Below are 17995 nucleotides of genomic sequence, written 5' to 3'. Positions count from 1 at the left end.
CAGCAGCCTCCAGTGGGATCCCCCACTGGGGGGAGCGGTAAGCGATGGGGAAGGTGCGCCGCAGCCAGCAAACAATTAGTTACGATACTAGTCTTGCCGAAAGTGCACGCGCAACCAAAACTGCACGTTTAAAGCGCTGTACTCAATTCGCGGTAGAAAGAAATAACATGTTTCCACCTGGCATCTCATCATTAAACAGTGCACCCATTAACAATCAAGCTGGCGCATCGGCAGTGGCGGCAACATCTTCCGAGCACTATTTTCATTCTTCTTTTTTTTCCGCCAAAGGCGATCTGGTGTTAGGCCAGACATCCATTGCAAGCAAGGAAGACTCAATGTGGACGCCAGATCGTCTGCGGGAAAGTCTGTTGTCAATGTTTAATATAATGGTTGAGCAGCCTGAATTGTTTGGTTTTCAAGGTGCGAAGTGCACGAAAATAAACGACAGGCCAGATTCGATCGTGGATTTGGTGGGCGCGATGGCTATGGTCTTGAAGGAGGAAAGACAGCGTAAAATATCAAGTGTGAATAACGAGACTGCCAGGCAATCCGACAATATAGCTATTCACAATTCTAACGTTGATTTGGCGGGGGGCTCAGTCGATGAGAGTGCTTGCGTCAGGAACTTTTGTAATGGTTTTCTTGGTGCGATGTATGAGATTGAGGAAAGTATGCGAGGCTCCAATGTCAGTGATGGCAGCGTATTGACGGATTATCGCGGTATTTTTTTACGCAGTAATCTTGATCAATTATTTTCAGGGTTGTGTGAGCACTCTCGTTACATTCCGGCAGGCAGGCTTCTCGAAACTGCAAGTGATCAGAAAGAACCCGTCGGTGGAAAATCATGGCAGTGTATTCATAAACCCGCCGCCCATTTATTTTCGGCTATCAGTAAGGGCATGATTGAAGGGTTCATTCGGCAGCAAAGCAAGTCCGAGCCTACAGCCCGCATTCATTTTTTTCTGGATGGCATCCAGATGCATGATGTGGTTGACAGGACTGGCGCAGATGCCATTGGAACAACGTCTGAGGAACTGCGTCATCTATATCAATGCAGGGATGAGTTGGGCGATACGGTGAGGTTCTATCAAGATAACCTGATGGTACCACCGCCGTGGGAGCAGGATCCGAAATTGTGGAGTCGATGCGCAATCGGTGCCAATGTGACTCCATCGCCGTCAGCACCTGAAGAAACGATAAGCACAAACTTTCAAGCCGACTCAAAGGGAGAGATGAGTGCATCGGTTTCATCTCTGTTGACAGATAGTTATTACTTTCATTTCCGTGATTTCGGTCTTGGAGTTGAGTACGCCAAATGTAATATAGGTTCTCCGGCGGAAATTAGTAAGGCGTATGAGGAAGGAAAGTGGGGCAGTATTATTACCCAGGAAGAATATGCCTCTCTTTTAGCCTATAAAAAGGGATTTGATAAGCATATAGATCCTTATATGGGTGCGGTGAATTCAGAAAGAAAGGGTTTTAATACAGTAGTATCCTACATAGTGTCTGCGTTGGATAAGTTGAGAAAATTGGGGTGTTCAAAATATTGTGACGAGTTTCGCATAGACAAGTTTTTTGCGAAATATCCGGAGCTTCCAATTAAATTTCTCGAGGAAAGCTACTTGCGAAGTTCTGTTGTGCCGATAAAGCCGCTTCCTGATTTTTTTGAAGAAAAATCAGCGCGCCCTGATCAGGTATTCGACTTCAAGAGAAATGATAAAGGTGATTATGAGTTTGTCCGGCAAAGCAATGGCGAAAGCTGCAAGCTGAACGGCGTGTTTACCTATGTCATCCTTGCAGATGAACCTGATCATGTTTATTGCGGTGTGGGAAATGGTCAGCAGAATTCGAAAGGGGAGCCGAACGAATATCGGCATCGTAATCGAGACTACGTAGAAGGTCACAGTTCACTGGCTCAAGGTAAAGATGTGCTGTTTGCTGGTGAATTTTTGTTTGCAGGCGGACAGCTCAAGCTCTGGACTAATGGCAGTGGTCATTATCTGCCAGTAGCTGAGCTTCGTTTAACTAACTTAACGGAAGTGGTTAAGCGCATACTTCCTGAGAGTTTATTTCGAGATCACGATGGGCTGACGGCAACTGAAGTTCAGGAACTCAATACGTATATACGGATTTCGGAGAAGGACGAAGGCATTTTGCGGGCTCGTTACTCCGTACCTGCCGACTCTGATTCCGACTCTGATTCCGGCTCTGAATCCGATGCAAAAGCCTTCAGGGAATTAATGATTAAGAGAGGGTTGGGACACCGGGTGCCCGTACGGACTGTTGGTCCGAAAAACGGAGGCGCAGTATGAAGAAAAAAATTAGATGAAGTAACCGCTCCCATCGACGCCGCCACGAGCAGAGTCCTCTTCTGTCTACTCCGAGGATGATTAATCCGGATCTGCGTCTGAAGGGCGGTCATAGGCCATGGCCAGAGTACTCTGGGGGTATGACTTGAAGTCATGCCCCCATGACTTTTAATGGTTACAGCCCAGCCAACCCCCGGTGTTAAAAAATCGCAAACCAGCTCATCAACAACAAGAAAGAGCGTTTGCAACCATGACTCATCATCACTGCCGCGTCTTCGCAAGCTTCCCGCAGCGCTCTTTGAACCCAGACTTTTGCCACGCCAGGCCTCGTGCTTGCGTGCGCTGCTGAACACCCAAACAAATCCCTCTGCGTCCCCAAGAGTAATGATCATGAAAGAACTCGACCTGTACATCGGTGAAGGCTTCGAAGGCCCTGGCGTGAACGCCGCGCACATCAACATTCTGATCGGCCCGCGCAACGGTCCGGCCGGGCAAGCATTCGCCAACAGCCTGGCCTCGCCAAGCCAGGGTCACTGCCCGTTCATGGTGATCGCCCAGCCGAACATCCCGGTCAAGCCGATGACCCTGTATGTGAACAAGGCCGCGATCGGCAGCGACCTGCACGGCAACGCCACCTGGGGCGCGTCCCAGGCCGGTATCGCCAAGGCGGTCCTCGAAGCGCTGCTCGACGGCACCCTGCCGCCGGAAGCCGAGGACGAGTGGGCCATCGTTACCGCCAACTGGGTCAACCCGGCCTGCGACGACCTCGATGCGGTGTACCTGAACAACTACAACGCCTGCCGCACCGCGATCCGCGCCGCCCTGACCGGCAAGCCGGAAACCGCGCAGCTCAAGGACGTGGTCAATCACATCAGCAACCCTTTCTACACGCCTAAAGCCTGAGGTCCGCGCCATGCAATATATTCGTTTGGGCAACTCCGGCCTCGAAGTCTCCCGCCTGTGCCTGGGCACCATGAACATGGGCACCCCGGACTGGAAACCGTGGATCTTCGATGAGAAGAAAAGCGAGCCGATCGTCAAGCACGCGCTGGACAACGGTGTGAACTTCATCGACCTCGCGGACTTCTATTCCGCAGGTACAGGTGAGGAAGTGGTGGGGCGCATCGTCAAGCGCCTGGCCCGTCGCGAAGACCTGGTCATCACCACCAAGGTCGGCTACGGCACCCGCAGCGGCATCAACGCCAGCGGTCACTCGCGCAAGCACATCATGGACAGCATCGATGCTTCGCTCAAACGCCTGGACATGGATTACGTCGACGTCTTCATGCTGCATTACTTCGACGTCAACACCCCGGTCGAAGAGACCATGAGCACCATGAACGACATCGTGCGTTCCGGCAAGGCCCGCTACATCGGCGTGTCGACCATGCTCACCGGGCAACTGGCAAAAATCCTCATGGCCTGCGAGCGCAATGGCTGGGTCAAGCCGATCAACATGCAGTTGCAACTGAACTGCGCCTACCGCGAAGAAGAACGCGAGATGATCCCGTTCTGCCGCGACCAGGGCCTCGGTGTGTCGGTGTTCAGCCCGCTGGCTCGCGGCCTGCTGACCGGCGATGCGCAGTCGACCCGTAACCAGACCGACTTCTTCACCCAGCAGATGTACAGCGACGAGGCCTCGTTCGAAATCGCTCATTCGGTACAGCGCGTGGCCCGTGCCCGTGGTGTGTCCAACGCGCAGATTGCCCAGGCGTGGGTGGCCAACCATCCGGGCGTGGATTGCATGCTGGTCGGCGCCGACACCACCGAGCAGTTCGACAGCGCCCTGGCGGCCCTGGAGACCAGACTCGACGCCGAAGAACTGCACGAGCTGGAACGCAACTACACGCCGTGCGACGTGATCAACGATTACACCGCCGGCAAACGCATCCTGCGCACGGCCCGTCCGGGTCTGGATCGCTTCACCCTGACCGAGGCCGTGGCATGAGCGCGTTGATCCGTCACGGTAATTTCATCGATGGCCAGTGGTCCAGCGGCGGCGCCACGTACCCGGTGCTGAACCCGGCGAACGGCGAGTTGATCGCCGAGGTGCAGAGGGCCGGCGCTGAAGAGACCAATCTGGCCATCGAAGCGGCCAACCGCGCCTTGCCGGCGTGGCGCAAGCTGACCGCGAAGGAACGCAGCCAACGCCTCAAGCGCTGGAGCGACTTGATGCTGAGCCACCAGAAGGATCTGGCCACGCTGCTTAGCCGCGAACAGGGCAAGCCGCTGGCCGAAGCCATGGGCGAAGTGGTCTATGCCGCGAGCTTTCTGGAGTGGTTCGGCGAAGAAGCCAAGCGCGCCTATGGCGACGTGATCCCGAGCCACAAGGCCGATGCGCGGATCATCGTGGTCAAGGAAGCCATCGGCGTGGTCGCGGCGATCACACCCTGGAACTTCCCGCTGGCCATGGTCACCCGCAAGGTCGGCCCGGCACTGGCCGCCGGTTGCACGATGATCCTCAAGCCTTCGGAAGAAACCCCGCTGTCAGCTTTTGCCCTGGCGGTGCTGGCTGAGCAGGCCGGGATTCCGGCCGGTGTGTTCAACGTCGTCTCCGGTGATGCCGTGGCGATTGGCGGTGCGCTGCAAGCGTCCGGCATCGTGCGCAAGCTGTCGTTCACCGGCTCGACCCGCATTGGCAAACTGCTGATGCGCCAGGCCGCCGACACCTTGAAAAAGGTCTCGCTGGAACTGGGCGGCAACGCGCCGTTCATCGTGTTCGACGACGCCGACCTGGATGCGGCGGTCAAAGGCGCGATGGCCTCGAAGTTCCGCAACACCGGGCAAACCTGCGTTTGTGTAAACCGCTTCTTCATTCAGGACGGCGTGTACGAAGCCTTCACCGGCAAACTCGCCGAAGCGGTGGCAGCGATGCGTGTTGGCAGTGCTTTGGACGGCGAAACCGAACAAGGCCCGCTGATCAACGCCGCTGCCCTTGCCAAGGTCGAACTGCACGTGAGCGATGCGGTGGAGAAGGGCGCCAAGGTCTTGTGTGGTGGTCGTCGCCACACGCTGGGCGGCACCTTCTACGAGCCGACCATCCTCGCCGAAGCCAACAGCGAGATGTTGATCGCCCAGGATGAAACCTTTGGCCCGGTAGCTGCCTGCTTCCGTTTCAAGGACGAAGCCGAGGTGCTGCAAAAGGCCAACGACACGCCGTTCGGTCTGTCGGCCTACTTCTACAGCCGCGACATCGGCCGCGTCTGGCGCATGGCCGAAGGCCTGGAAGCCGGCATGGTCGGGATCAACGAGGGGATCATTTCCACGGAAGTGGCGCCGTTCGGCGGCATCAAGGAGTCGGGCCTGGGCCGCGAGGGTTCGAAGTACGGCCTGGATGACTACCTGGAAATCAAATATCTGTTGATGGGCGGCCTCTAACCCCGCCCTACCAACCACTGTAGGAGCGAGCCTGCTCGTGATGGTCGTCAACGATTACGCGGTGCGTCTGATACCCCCGCGGTGTTTTCCGATTCATCGCGAGCAGGCTCGCTCCTACAGTAAAAGCGATCAGTTTCATTTCTCCATCAATAACAACAACTGGAGACGAACATGTCCGTAAAACCGGTAAAAATCGACGACCTGCCCATCGGCCGCTTTCACATCAAGATCGCCGGCCTGACCTTCGGCGCGCACTTCACAGACGGCTACATCCTCGGCCTGATCGGTATCGCTTTCACCCTGCTGAGCCCGCAGATGCAACTGGACGCATTCTGGCAGGGCCTGATCGGCGCTTCGGCATTGATCGGCCTGTTTCTCGGCAGCCTGTTTTTCGGCTGGATTTCCGACAAGGTCGGCCGGCAGAAAATCTTCCTGGTCAGCTTTGTGCTGATCACCCTCGCTTCGGTGATGCAGTTCTACGTCGAATCGGCCATGGCTCTGTTCCTGTGTCGGGTGCTGATCGGCATCGGCCTGGGCGGTGACTTCAGTGTCGGCCATGCGATGCTCGCCGAGTTCGCACCGAGAAAGCATCGTGGCGTATTGCTTGGTTCGTTCAGCGTGATCTGGACCTTCGGCTACGTCGCCGCGACCTTTGTCGGCACTGCGATGCTCAGCCTCGGCGACGATGCCTGGCGCTGGATGCTGGCCTCGTCGGCGATCCCGGCGGCACTGATTCTGATTGCCCGTATCGGCACCCCGGAATCGCCGCGCTGGCTGGTCAATCAGGGCCGCATCGCCGAGGCCCGGGCCATCGTCAAGAAACACCTGGGCGAGCACGTCGAACTCGACGAAACCCCGTCCACCGAAACCCGTTCCGGCTATGCGGTGCTGTTCAGCCGTGAATACCGCAAGCGCACGGCGTTCAACTGCCTGTTCTTCGTGTGCATCGTGATGCCGTACTTCGCCATCTACACCTTCCTGCCGTCGATCCTGCAGAAGATGGGCCTGGCCGAAGGCTTCGGCACCGAACTGATGCTGAACATGCTGCTGATCCTCGGCGCACTGATCGGCATCTGGTGCACCATCAAGTTCACCCGGCGCGGGTTCCTGATCAACTCGTTCATCATTCTGGCGGCGGCGTTGTTCCTGCTGGCGGTGTTGCCGGGTAGCGCGGCGTGGCTGATGGTGCTGGTGTTCGGAGTGTTCACCTTGGTGCTGTCGGCGGTGAGTAACCTGGTGGGCGTGTTCCCGGCCGAAAGCTTCCCGACCGAAGTGCGCGCCAGCGGTATCGGCCTGGCCACGGCGGTGAGTCGTCTGGGCTCGGCGATCAGCACCTTCCTGTTGCCGGTGAGCGTGGCGGGCATTGGCTTGAGCCCGACCATGGGCATTCTTGCGGCGATCCTGGCGATCGGCGCGTTGTTGTCGTGGGCCTGGGCGCCGGAGACCAAGTCGCTGACCTTGAGTCAGGCGTGCAAGGCGCAGAGTCCGGTGGAGGGGGGGGCGCCGGTGGGCGTGAAGGTCGCGACATCCATCTAGTACTTGCAATAATCCCTGTAGGAGCAGCCGGTCGACGCTCGATTGCTCGCGATGGTCTTCAACGATAACGCTGGGTGCCTGATACCCCGCGGTGTTTTCGGATTCATCGCGAGCAAGCTCGCTCCTACAGGGGGGTATCGGTGTCAGGGATTGCTGACCAACCCTAACCACTCGGTAAACAGCCGCACCTTCGACAAGCCCTGCTTGTCATTCGCCACATCCAGCCAGTAGCCGTACGGCCCGACCACCTCCACCGGCGTGATCGGCAGCAGGCTGCCATTGGCCAGTTCCTTTTCGATCATCTGCCGGTCGATCACCGCCAGCCCGCCTCCCGCCAGTGCGGTGTGGATCACCTGGTCCAGGGTGCTGAATTCCAGCCCTTGCCCGGCATCGACATCCTCCCGGCCCATGGCCGCCAGCCAGTTCTCCCAGACCTTCAAGCGTTTGCCATCGTGCAGGATGTGCAGCAACGGAAATTGCCGCAGATCCGGCGACTCGCCGTCGTTGAACAGTTCGGGGCTGGCCACGGCGATGTGCCGTTCCATTACCAGCAGGCTGCTGTTGCAATGGTTGGCGGCTTCGAGGCCGAAGCGGATGTGGCAGTCGATCTCCGCGAGGCTGTCGTGGCCCATCTGGTTGGTCACGCTCAGGCTGATGTCGGGGTAGCGTTGCACGAACGCGCGCAGGTGCGCCGACAGCCAACGGGTCGCCCAGGTGGGCGGCGCGACGATGCGCAGGCGTTGCCGCAGATTGGGTACGCGCACTGCTTGCAGCGCACGTTCGATGTGGTCGAAGGCGTCGCTCAGGTGCGGGGAGAGGGCGATGCCGGATTCGGTCAGGGTCAGCCCCTGGGGCGTGCGGATAAACAGCGCGACACCGAGGTAGTCTTCCAGTTGTTTGATCTGCCGGCTGACGGCGCCCTGAGTGACGTTCAATCCCAGGGCTGCCTGGCTGAAACTGCGATGCCGCGCGACCTCTTCGAAGACGCGCAGCATATTGAGCGAGGGCAGTTGACGCATGAAAGAAGGGCTCCGCACCAGCCGCCAGTGTTGGGTGGGGCAGGTTGAATGTACAAAATGTCCGAAGGCCCTATCTGACTATTAGTGATGAGCTGATGCAAGTGTTGTTTGGTCTGGCCCCTTCGCTGGCAAGCCAGCTCCTACAGAGATTTGCGCTGTTCACAGAACCTGTAGGAGCTGGCTTGCCAGCGAAGACATCCTGAAGGGTGCTACAAATCCCGGATCAGAAGTAATACCCAATGTTCATGTACAACTGATTCTCCCAATGATCCGTCCCGCCCGCCCCAAGGCTCTGGGTATAGCTGCTGCCGCCAATGTACGGATCGTTCTTGCCGAATATCCATTCGGTGGCGATCCACAGCTTGCTGAACGAAAACGAGGTACCGAGGATCGCCCGCTCGGAGGTCTTGAAGTCATCGGCAGATTTGTCGAAGGCGCTGTAGTTGGCGTAAAGCTTGACCCCGCTGATCTGGTCGAACAGGTACTTGCCGGCCACGTCATAACTCACGTCCGCGACGTACAGGTTGCCTCGGCTGGCGACGTTGTAGGTGCCGTCGTAACCGCCGAGGGTCACCAGTTCATCGGTGCCGGGGTTGCGTGGCGACATCTGCTGCCGCGCCGCTTGCAGTTGCACACCCCACGGACCGTTCTTGCCCAGGTAGTGCACGGCCACGGCATTGCGCCGGCCGTCATTGTCCGTGTCCCGGTTCTGAATGCTGGAGGTCAGGCCGGAGAGGCCGACCTCGGATTTCCAGGGCCCCAGGTCCATTGCCTTGGCCACGCGCAGTACCACGGTGTTGCGTTCCTGGTTGTCGCTACCATCGGCCACATAACTGTCGGCTTCCGACACCACGCTGGAGTAGGTGACGCCGTTGCTGGTGCCTTTGCCTTGCCAGGCCGGACGCAGGTAGTAACCGGCCTGGACGTTCCAGTCACCGCTTTGCTGGATGTACTTGGCGCCGATTTGCTGCACATCTTCCAGGCCGATGACGTTGCCCAGGGTCTCGTAGAAGGTGCTGCCGAAGTACGGCTGCAAACCGAACGGCACAGTGTTCAGGCCCACTTGCACCTGCTGGTCGGGGTTGAACTTGTAGCCGGCCCACGCGTACTTGGCGAACTGGATGTCGCCATAGTTCTTGGTGTACTGGTAGGGATAGGATCGACCGTAGAAGCGGTACTGGGCCTCACCGATCCAGGTGTCGGAGTTGTACTTGGCGCTGAGGAATACCGTGTCCAGGCCGAACTTCTGGATGTCGCGATCCGGGTCGTAGTCCCAGCGGGCACGGACGGCGCCGCCGAGGTCGAGGTTGTCGGTGACCTGGACCGCCATGGCCGGTTCTGCCAGGGCGCCAAGCACCGGTATCAAGGCCATGCAATGGATAGCGCGAAGGGTAGGTGTGCGCAAAGTCTTACTCCCGTTTTTGATTTTATGTTGGCAACAGCAACCCCGGCCGCAGCGAATGCTGCAGCGTGGGGGAAAGGGTTTTGCGGGCCGAAGGCCTAGGGGTGGATCAGTCTCAATGCAGGGCCATCGACAGGCGTGGCCGCTATCGCCGAAGCGCCGGGGGCCGCAGCGAGCAGTGTCTGGGTGTAGCTGTTCTGTGGCCGCAACAGCACTTGTTCAGCGGTGCCGTATTCGACGACTTCGCCCTGGCGCATCACCGCGATGTAGTCGCTGATCTGCGCCGCGACCCGCAGGTCGTGGGTGATGAACAGGATGCTCAGGTTCAGTCGTTGTTGCAGTTCGGCCAGCAACTCCAGCACCTGCTTTTGCACCGAGACATCGAGGGCCGAAACGCTTTCGTCGGCGATCAGCACTTGCGGGCGCATCGCCAGTGCCCGGGCAATGCCGATGCGCTGGCGCTGGCCACCGGAAAACTGCCGGGGCTTGCGTTTGAGGGCGTCGCGCTTGAGCCCGACCTGCTCCAGCAAATCACCGGCTTCGGCCCAGGCGTCCTTGGCCGACAATCCACGCAATTGCGCAGCGCGAGCAATGATGTCGCCGACCCGGTGGCGTGGATTGAGCGAGCCATAGGGGTCCTGGAAAATCATCTGGATCCGCCGTCGATTCGCTGCCAGTGCCGCACCGCGCAAAGCCAGGAAGTCGGTATCGCCAACCCAGACATGACCGCTGTCGCTGTCCACCAGACGAATCGCCGCCTTGACCAGCGTGCTTTTGCCCGAGCCGGACTCGCCGACGATGGCCAGGGTCTTGCCCCGTGGCAGTTGCAGCGAGACATCCCGCAGCGCTGCCACCGAGCGACCGCCGACGTTGTAGGTCTTGTTCAAATGCTCGATACGCAACGCCAGTTCGCCGTCGGCACTCGGTACGTGCAATTCCGGGTGCAGCGCCGGCACCGCCGCGATCAGCTTGCGGGTATACGGGTGCGCCGGGGCGTTGAGCACCTGGTCGCGTTCACCGATTTCCACCAGGCGGCCACCTTCCATCACCGCAATGCGATCGGCGATCTGCGCGACCACACCGAAATCGTGGGTGATGAACAGAATCCCGTGCTGGCCGCGTCCGCGCAGCTCGCGCACCAGTTTCAGCACCTGCGCCTGGGTGGTGACATCCAGCGCCGTGGTCGGTTCGTCGGCGATCAGCAGGTCCGGGTTCATCGCCAACGCCATGGCAATCACCACACGCTGGCATTGGCCACCGGAAAGCTGGTGCGGGAAGCTGTTGGCGATCCGTGGCGGGTCGGGCAAATGGGTTGAGTCGAGCAGGGCGAGCATGCGTTCGCGGCGCTCGGCTGCAGGCATTTGCGGGGCATGAATGTCGAAGATTTCCTCGACTTGCCGGCCGATGCGGATCGCCGGATTCAGTGCCGCCATGGGCTCCTGGAAAATCATCGCGATGCGGTTGCCGCGCAACTGACGCAAGGCATCGTCCGGCATGCGGCAGATGTCGTCGCCAAGGAAATCGATCACCCCTTCGCTGTGGCGCAGGCCCTTGGCGTAGTCACCCATGATCGCCGCCGAGAGCACGGATTTGCCTGAGCCTGATTCACCGATCACGCAGAGGATTTCGCCCTTGCGCACATCCAGGCTGATGCCATGCACGGCGTGGCTGCGGTCGGCGCCGGCAGGCAGTTCGATGGAGAGGTTCTCCACGCGCAGCACTTGTTGCAGGTTCTGTGGGTTGCTCATGCTCAGCTCCTTGCGCCTTTCTGGGCGTGTTCGTCCAGGCCGTCCGCCAGCAGGCTCAGGCCCAGCATCAGGGTGGAGATGGCAATGCACGGGAAGATCACCAAATGCGGGAAGGCGATGGCCATGCTGCGGCCTTCGTTGACCATGCCGCCCCAGTCCGGGGTCGGCGGTGGCAGGCCGAGGCCGAGGAAGCCGAGGGCGCCGATCATGATCGCGGTGTAGCCGATGCGCAGGCAGAAATCGACGATCAGAGGCCCGCCGCAGTTGGGCAGGATTTCCACCAGCATGATGCGCAGCGAGCCTTCGCCCTGGGTGATGGCGCTGAGCACGTAGTCCCGGGAACGGATGTCGATAGTCAGGGCGCGCATGATGCGAAAGATCGCCGGGGCACTGGTGAAGGTCACCGCGATCAGGATGTTCAGCGCCGAAGCGCCGAGAGCGATGATGATCACGATGTACAGCACCAGCACCGGGAATGAAAGCACGGTGTCGGCGACATAGGACAGCAAGGCGTCGACCTTGCCATTGAAGTAACCGGCGCACAGGCCCATGGCGATGCCCACGGCGAACGCGGTCAGGGTGGCCAGGATCGACCAGAACAGCACGGTGCGGGTGCCCCAGATCAGCCGCGAGAGAATGTCCCGGCCAATCATGTCGGTGCCCAGCAGAAACGACTGGCCATCGGGGTCGGCGGTCATCGGCGTGAGCAGCGGGCTGAAGCTTGCCAGCGGATCATGGGGCGCCAGCCACGGCGCGAACGCAGCGACCAGCACCCAGCCGCCCACCAGCAGCAAACCGAGCAGGGCCAATGGATGTTTGAACGATTGCAGGAAGCTCATTGGCCACCTCCGCCAAGACTGCGCAAGGTGATGCGCGGGTTGAGCCAGGTGTAGGCCAGGTCGGAAAAGATCTTGGTTGCGCCAACCACTGCGCCGCTGATCATCGCGCAGGCTTCGATCAGGTACACGTCGTGGTTCAGCGAAGCGGTATACAGCAACGAGCCGAAGCCTTTGTAGGCGAAAAACACCTCGACCACGATCACGTTCGACAGCAGCCACGGGATGTACAGCATGATTACCGTGATCGGCGCGATCAGCACATTGCGCAGGGCATGACGCAGCACGATCCGCGAAGTCGACGCCCCCTTGAGGCGTGCGGTGCGGATGTAGGGCGCCTGCATCACTTCGACCATAGAGGCGCGGGTGATGCGCGCCAGGTAACCGATGCCGAACAGGCACAGCACCATCAGCGGCAGGGCCAGTTCGGCGGCGCTGAAACCGTCGCTCATGCTGCTCACGCCCGGCAGCCAGTTGAGCCAGAAGACGAAGATCGCCGAAACGAACACTGCACTGGCGAAGTCCGGAATCGACGTGGTGACGATCGACAGGAACGACACCAGGCGGTCCACCAGCGAACCCTGGCGAATACCCGCCAGAATGCCCAGGGTCAGGGCCACCGGCACCATGATCAACAGCGCCAGTCCGGCGAGGATCAGGGTCTGCCCAAGGTTAGGCAGCAGCAGGTTGATCACAGGTTCACGAAAGTGCACCGATGTGCCCCAGTCGCCGCTGACGAAATCCTTCAGCCATACCAGGTAGCGCCACAGGAACGGCTGGTTGTAGCCATGTTCCACCAGCCACGCGGCACGCTGGTCGGCGGCGGAGTAGGGGCCGAGGACGTTGATCGCCACGTCCTCGATATTCAGCTCGAGGGCGACGAACACGATCAGCGACACCGACAACAGGGTCGCGATCAACGCCATCAATTTGCGTAACAGAAATTCAGCCATGCTTGCAGGCTCCGGCTAATCAAGGGATGCCGGCCCGCCGCACCAGTCGGTGGGCGGGCACGGGTGGGGTTGCGCGTCAGGCGCTCAACCAGACTTCATCCATTGGGTAGAAGTCCGAAGGGTGAACCTTGAACCCCTGGACCTTCTTGCTGGTAGCGGTGAACTTGTCGGCCCAGAACGGTTGCACCATCACGGCGTCGTCCTGCAGGATGCGCTCGACGTCCTGCATGGCCAGGGCGCGTTGCTGCGGATCGATGATGCCCATGGCCTTGTCCAGCGCGGCGTCAAACGCCGGGTTGCTGTAGTGGCTTTCATTCCAGGCGGCGCCGCTGCGGTAAGCCAGTTCCAGGGACATCACGCCCAGCGAGCGGTGGGCCCAATAGGTCAGGCTGAACGCGGCTTTGTCCCAGATCGGCCAGTACTGGGTGGCCGGGATGACCTTGAGGTTGATGCGGATGCCGGCTTCCAGACAGTTCTGTTGCAGGATCTGCGCGCAGTCCTGCTCGTAGCGGCCCTGGGTGTTGCCGACAATCAGGTCGATGTCGATGCCATTGGGATAACCGGCTTCGGCCAGCAGCTTTTTCGCCCCGGCGACATCCCGCTCGCGCTTGGGCAGTGGCGAGTATTCCGGGTGGGAGGGCGCGACGTGGTGGTCTTCACCGAGGGTACCCATGCCGCGATAGGCGATCTTGAGCATCTGCGCGTTGTCGGCACACAGCACCACGGCTTTGCGGATGCGCACATCGGTGAACGGCTTCTGGTCGCAGGCCATGCGCATGACCACGGTCTGCGCCGACTTGCAGCTGAGCAATTGCGCGCCCGGCAAGCGTTTGGCCAGGTCCAGTTCGGCGACGGTGACGCGGTACAGCACGTCGACCTGACCGGCCTGCAAGGCTGCCAGGTGGGTGGAAATGTCGGTGCCCATGTCGACGTAACGCAGTTCGTCGAGGTTGGCCGGTTTGCGCCAGTAATCCGCACGTTTGGCGAAAGTGGCCTGCTTGTTGACCGCGAATGAAACCAGCTTGAACGGACCGGTGCCGATCGGGTTTTTCGTCCAGTCGTCACCGGCCTTGAAGCTGCGGTGCACCAGGGTGCAGGTGAACGCGCTGAGCATTTCCGGAACGGCCAGGATCGGGCGCTTGAGCACCAGGCGGAACTGGTAGGGGCCGGTTTTTTCGAAAGCTGCTACGTCCTGGAACGCGGTGCGGTTGACCGATTTGGAATCGGCGGCGATCCAGCGATTGATGTTGTGCTCGACGTCGTCCGCGGTGAACTCGTCGCCGTTGCTCCACTTGACGCCCTTGCGCAGGTTGAAGGTCCAGGTCTTGAGATCTTCGGACGGGCTCCAGCTTTCGGCCAGGTACGGGTGAGTGATGTTCTCGGCGTCGACCCAGGTCAGGAACTCCAGGGAATTGCGCAGCAGGTTCGAGGCTTCGATCCAGGTGATCAGCATCGGGTCCTGGATTTCCTGGATCGCACAGGCAAAACGCAGGCTACCGCCCTGACGTGGAGGTTGATCCTCGGCGGCGAATGCCGAATCACCGAGCAGCGCCGAACCGATAAAAGTGCTGGCGCTGGCCACGGTGACGCCCAGCAGAGCGGTGGTGCGCAGGAATTGCCGACGGTTGATCTGGCCATGCCTGACCTGTGTACACAGGTCCTCGACGGCGGGGTGCGGCGCGGTGCCGTCCAGTGTTTTCAGCTCGTTCATAAAGCCTCTCCGATACGTAGCAAAGTGCGTTTTTCGACTGGCCGCAGGCGGGGCGTGCGGCCTGGAACTCAAGGGATCAAGTCAGCGAAAGAGTCAGTGGCGAACACCGTGCAGGCGCAGGCGAGGCGGGCGGGAAGCCGTTGGCTGAAGCGGTCGGGACGTATTCGGGAGGGCGCTGGTGAAGTAGGGCATGGGGCAGCTCTCATGTTGTTTTTATTAGAGATGGCTGCAGTTTTGTCAGCGGGGCGAAGAACGACAAACGATAAATTCAGCGGGGAAACGTTCGATAAATGCATGTTACTGGGGCGGGGCTGCGCGAGCGCTTGAAATAGACAGGCTGGACACCGTCCCTGTAGGAGCGAGCCTGCTCGCGATGACGGTGTGTCAGTCGACATTTGTGTGTCAGATCTGTCGCCATCGCGAGCAGGCTCGCTCCTACAGAAAAGCTGTTCGCGGTGATGGCTGAATTGTCCTACACAACACAAAACTGCATGTTACTCAGGAAATTTCCTACGAGGCGTGGGATGCTTATGACCTGGTCAGCCTTCCACGAGTGCCTTTCATGAAACGCAAAATGCCCGGCCTGAATGCCCTCAAAGCCTTCGAAGTGGCCGGCAGCACCGGCAGTTTTACCCGCGCCGCCGAGTTGCTCAATGTCACCCAGAGTGCGGTCAGCCGCCAGGTGCGCCAGCTCGAAGAACAGTTGGGCGAGAGCCTGCTGGAGCGACGGCATCACCACCTCGACCTGACCAGCGCCGGCCGAGTGCTGTTGCGGGCCCTGCACCAGTCGTTCGACAAGATCGAGTTGACGGTGCGCAGCATCCAGCAGAAAACCCACTCCAACCGCCTGCACATCAACGCGCCGCCGACCTTTACCAGCCGCTGGTTGATGCCGCGTCTGGGGCGCTTGCGCGAGCAGCATCCGGAGCTGGAACTGAGCATCACCACACGTTTGCAGGACAGCCTGGCGGAGACCAGCACCCTGGACTGTGCGATCCGTTTTGGCGATGGCGAATGGGACGGGCTGGACAGTTCGCTGCTGATCCAGGAGCGGCATATCGCGGTGTGCGCGCCGTCCCTTTATGCGCGGGAGTGGAGCGAACAGGGCCTGGACCTCAATCGACTGACGTTGCTGCATGTGCTGGCCCGGGAAGACCAGCGCTACCTGACCTGGAAACACTGGCTGGACGCGGCGCGCATCAGCGGTGTCGACACCCAGGGCGGTTATGAATTCGACCTGCTGGACCTGGCGATCCAGGCGGCCACCGATGGCCTGGGGATCACCATTGCCGACTGGCACATGGTCGCCTCGGAACTGGCCAGCGGGCAGTTGACCCAGGTGCTGAATGTGCACGTCGAAGGGCACCAATCCTACTGGCTGGTGACCCGGCCGGAGCAGACAGAGATGCCGCAATTGCAGGTGTTCAGCCAGTGGTTGCAGGAGGAAATCTGGTTGGCGCAGAGGCAGTTGGAGCCTTCTACCGCCGCCATTTGAAACACCGCAGCCCACAGGGGAATTCATTGCTCCAAGGGGTAACCTGCATTTTTCGAATGTTTCACCGCTCAATAAATCGTTTGTTCAACGCGGGTCAGGCGCCAAAACTGCCTGCACTGGATAAAAACAACGATGGGCGATTCACATGCGACTCGAGCGAAACTTTGTTAACGGCCACTTCACTGAACCGGCCAGCGATGCGCTGATCGCGGTCTATAACCCCGCGACCGAAGCGCTGGTGGGCCACGTCTCGGCGGCCACCGCCGATGAAGCCACGGCGGCGGTCGAAGCGGCCCAGGCCGCACAAAAAGTATGGGGCAAGCTCACCAGCATCGAGCGCGCTGACCACCTGCGTGCCTTCGCCGATGCCCTTGAAACCAACGCACAGCACATCGGCGAAGCCCTGGCTGGCGAATCCGGCAAGAGCGTGGACGACGCCAGCAACGAGGCCCGTTACGCGGCGCAAATCACCCGCTATCACGCTGAATGGGCGCGCCGTATCGAAGGCGAGATCATTCCCAGCGATTCGCCGAACGAAAACCTGTTCCTGCACCGCGAGCCGATTGGCGTGGTCGCGTGCCTGATTCCGTTCAACTACCCGGTCTACACCCTGCTGCGCAAAATCGCCCCGGCGCTGATTGCCGGCAACACAGTGGTGGTGCGCCCAAGCAATAACACGCCGACCTCGGCTTTCGAAATCGCCAAGGCCGTGCAGCAATCCGGTCTGCCGGCCGGCGTGGTGAACATCCTGACCATGGACCATGGCACCGCTGCGGTCGTCTGCACCCATAAAGCCGTGGGCCTGATCACCCTGACCGGTAGCGTCAATGCCGGGCGCATAGTGCTCGATTACTGCAAGGCCAACATCGCCAAGCCGTCCTTGGAACTGGGGGGCAAGACCCCGGCGATCATCGAGGCCGACGCCGACCTTGAAGCTGCCGCCAGCGCCATCGTCGCTTCCAAGACCACCCACTGCGGCCAATTGTGCACGGCGGTGGAGCGGGTCTATGTGCAGGAAAGCGTCTACGACAAATTCCTCGGCCTGCTGAAAGAAAAAATCAGTGCCGTGAAGTTCGGCGACCGTGGCACCGATGCCAGCCTGATGGGGCCATTGGTCAACGCCAGTTCGCAACAGAACATTCACGCCATGGTCGAGCGAGCCATCGCCGACGGCGCGGTGCTGGAAACCGGCGGTGTATTGCCTGAGGGCAAGGGCCATTTCTACCCGCCGACCCTGCTCAGCGGCTGCCGCCAGGACATGGAAATCATCCAGGAAGAAATCTTCGGCCCCGTACTGCCGGTGCTCAAGTACCGCGACATCGACGAAGCGCTGGCCATGGCCAACGACCACCAGTTCGGCCTGTCGTCGGTGCTGTATACCGAGAACTACCGCACCGCGCAGAAAGTCGCCAATGCCATCGAGGCTGGCGAACTGTACGTCAACCGCACCCCGGCCGACCCGTACCAGGGCTTCCACGCCGGCTGGAAACGCTCGGGCCTGGGCGGCGATGACGGCAAGCACGGCATGCTCGAATTCACCCAGACCCGTCTGGTGGTGATGAAGTACTGATCCACCGGCACCACGCTTCACGCGGCATTTATAAAAAC

General features: G+C 60.0%; 13 protein-coding genes. 7 read left to right on the top strand and 6 right to left on the bottom strand.

Translation table 11 applies throughout. The annotated features are described in order from the left end of the window. Nucleotides 1–44 precede the first annotated feature (44 nt). The 5 genes from AC3ITY_RS21780 (at nt 45) to AC3ITY_RS21760 (ending at nt 7223) form a co-directional block, all read left to right on the top strand. On the top strand, nt 45–2312 hold the full coding sequence (locus tag AC3ITY_RS21780) for a hypothetical protein (RefSeq protein WP_489304865.1): 2268 nt from the start codon (nt 45–47) through the stop codon (nt 2310–2312). A gap of 387 nt (nt 2313–2699) precedes the next feature. After that, on the top strand, nt 2700–3212 hold the full coding sequence (fae, locus tag AC3ITY_RS21775; protein ID WP_075948975.1) for a formaldehyde-activating enzyme: 513 nt from the start codon (nt 2700–2702) through the stop codon (nt 3210–3212). A 10-nt stretch (nt 3213–3222) separates the two neighbouring features. After that, nucleotides 3223–4257, top strand: a complete 1035-nt coding sequence (locus AC3ITY_RS21770) for an aldo/keto reductase (RefSeq protein WP_489304863.1) — start codon at nt 3223–3225, stop codon at nt 4255–4257. Beyond that, complete coding sequence (locus tag AC3ITY_RS21765; RefSeq protein WP_489304861.1) at nt 4254–5687, top strand: NAD-dependent succinate-semialdehyde dehydrogenase; 1434 nt, start codon at nt 4254–4256, stop codon at nt 5685–5687. The genes AC3ITY_RS21770 and AC3ITY_RS21765 overlap by 4 nt, the downstream gene beginning before the upstream one ends. Before the next feature lie 171 nt (nt 5688–5858). Then, a complete protein-coding gene (locus AC3ITY_RS21760) occupies nt 5859–7223 on the top strand; it encodes an MFS transporter (protein ID WP_489304860.1) in 1365 nt (454 codons plus the stop codon). Nucleotides 7224–7366: 143 nt separating this feature from the next. Here the strand turns inward: AC3ITY_RS21760 and AC3ITY_RS21755 are convergent, their stop codons facing one another. The 6 genes from AC3ITY_RS21755 to AC3ITY_RS21730 form a co-directional block, all read right to left on the bottom strand. Next, complete coding sequence (locus tag AC3ITY_RS21755; RefSeq protein ID WP_489304859.1) at nt 7367–8242, bottom strand: LysR substrate-binding domain-containing protein; 876 nt, start codon at nt 8240–8242, stop codon at nt 7367–7369. A 223-nt stretch (nt 8243–8465) separates the two neighbouring features. Further along, entirely contained in the window at nt 8466–9614 is a 1149-nt protein-coding gene (locus AC3ITY_RS21750; RefSeq protein WP_489310966.1) for a hypothetical protein, read from the bottom strand. 128 nt (nt 9615–9742) lie between these two features. Beyond that, nucleotides 9743–11392 carry a dipeptide ABC transporter ATP-binding protein gene (locus tag AC3ITY_RS21745; protein ID WP_489304857.1) on the bottom strand — a complete coding sequence of 550 codons (1650 nt, stop codon included), beginning with the start codon at nt 11390–11392 and terminating at the stop codon, nt 9743–9745. Between the two features lie 2 nt (nt 11393–11394). Then, nucleotides 11395–12231 carry an ABC transporter permease gene (locus AC3ITY_RS21740; protein WP_489304856.1) on the bottom strand — a complete coding sequence of 279 codons (837 nt, stop codon included), beginning with the start codon at nt 12229–12231 and terminating at the stop codon, nt 11395–11397. Beyond that, complete coding sequence (locus AC3ITY_RS21735) at nt 12228–13181, bottom strand: ABC transporter permease (RefSeq protein ID WP_489304854.1); 954 nt, start codon at nt 13179–13181, stop codon at nt 12228–12230. The genes AC3ITY_RS21740 and AC3ITY_RS21735 overlap by 4 nt, the downstream gene beginning before the upstream one ends. 76 nt (nt 13182–13257) lie before the next feature. Further along, complete coding sequence (locus AC3ITY_RS21730) at nt 13258–14892, bottom strand: ABC transporter substrate-binding protein (RefSeq protein ID WP_489304853.1); 1635 nt, start codon at nt 14890–14892, stop codon at nt 13258–13260. Between the two features lie 562 nt (nt 14893–15454). On the opposite strand from AC3ITY_RS21730, the gene AC3ITY_RS21725 reads away from it, so the two are divergent. After that, a complete protein-coding gene (locus AC3ITY_RS21725; RefSeq protein ID WP_489304852.1) occupies nt 15455–16387 on the top strand; it encodes a LysR substrate-binding domain-containing protein in 933 nt (310 codons plus the stop codon). 145 nt (nt 16388–16532) lie between these two features. Next, nucleotides 16533–17957: an aldehyde dehydrogenase gene (gene aldA, locus AC3ITY_RS21720; RefSeq protein WP_489304850.1), complete on the top strand. Its 1425-nt coding sequence runs from the start codon at nt 16533–16535 to the stop codon at nt 17955–17957. Nucleotides 17958–17995: the final 38 nt, after the last annotated feature.

The organism is Pseudomonas sp. GL_091, assembly GCF_057837725.1.
The sequence above is the reverse complement of the archived record's forward strand: the minus strand, read 5'-3'. Positions and strand labels throughout refer to the sequence as shown.

Bases quoted from the DNA above. Each gene is read 5' to 3' on its own strand.
- AC3ITY_RS21780 (WP_489304865.1), top strand. From the start codon at position 45: ATGGGGAAGGTGCGCCGCAGCCAGCAAACAATTAGTTACGATACTAGT.
- AC3ITY_RS21735 (WP_489304854.1), bottom strand. From the start codon at position 13,181: ATGGCTGAATTTCTGTTACGCAAATTGATGGCGTTGATCGCGACCCTG.
- AC3ITY_RS21740 (WP_489304856.1), bottom strand. From the start codon at position 12,231: ATGAGCTTCCTGCAATCGTTCAAACATCCATTGGCCCTGCTCGGTTTG.
- AC3ITY_RS21770 (WP_489304863.1), top strand. From the start codon at position 3,223: ATGCAATATATTCGTTTGGGCAACTCCGGCCTCGAAGTCTCCCGCCTG.
- aldA (WP_489304850.1), top strand. From the start codon at position 16,533: ATGCGACTCGAGCGAAACTTTGTTAACGGCCACTTCACTGAACCGGCC.
- AC3ITY_RS21725 (WP_489304852.1), top strand. From the start codon at position 15,455: ATGAAACGCAAAATGCCCGGCCTGAATGCCCTCAAAGCCTTCGAAGTG.
- AC3ITY_RS21760 (WP_489304860.1), top strand. From the start codon at position 5,859: ATGTCCGTAAAACCGGTAAAAATCGACGACCTGCCCATCGGCCGCTTT.
- AC3ITY_RS21765 (WP_489304861.1), top strand. From the start codon at position 4,254: ATGAGCGCGTTGATCCGTCACGGTAATTTCATCGATGGCCAGTGGTCC.
- AC3ITY_RS21730 (WP_489304853.1), bottom strand. From the start codon at position 14,892: ATGAACGAGCTGAAAACACTGGACGGCACCGCGCCGCACCCCGCCGTC.
- fae (WP_075948975.1), top strand. From the start codon at position 2,700: ATGAAAGAACTCGACCTGTACATCGGTGAAGGCTTCGAAGGCCCTGGC.
- AC3ITY_RS21750 (WP_489310966.1), bottom strand. From the start codon at position 9,614: ATGGCCTTGATACCGGTGCTTGGCGCCCTGGCAGAACCGGCCATGGCG.
- AC3ITY_RS21745 (WP_489304857.1), bottom strand. From the start codon at position 11,392: ATGAGCAACCCACAGAACCTGCAACAAGTGCTGCGCGTGGAGAACCTC.
- AC3ITY_RS21755 (WP_489304859.1), bottom strand. From the start codon at position 8,242: ATGCGTCAACTGCCCTCGCTCAATATGCTGCGCGTCTTCGAAGAGGTC.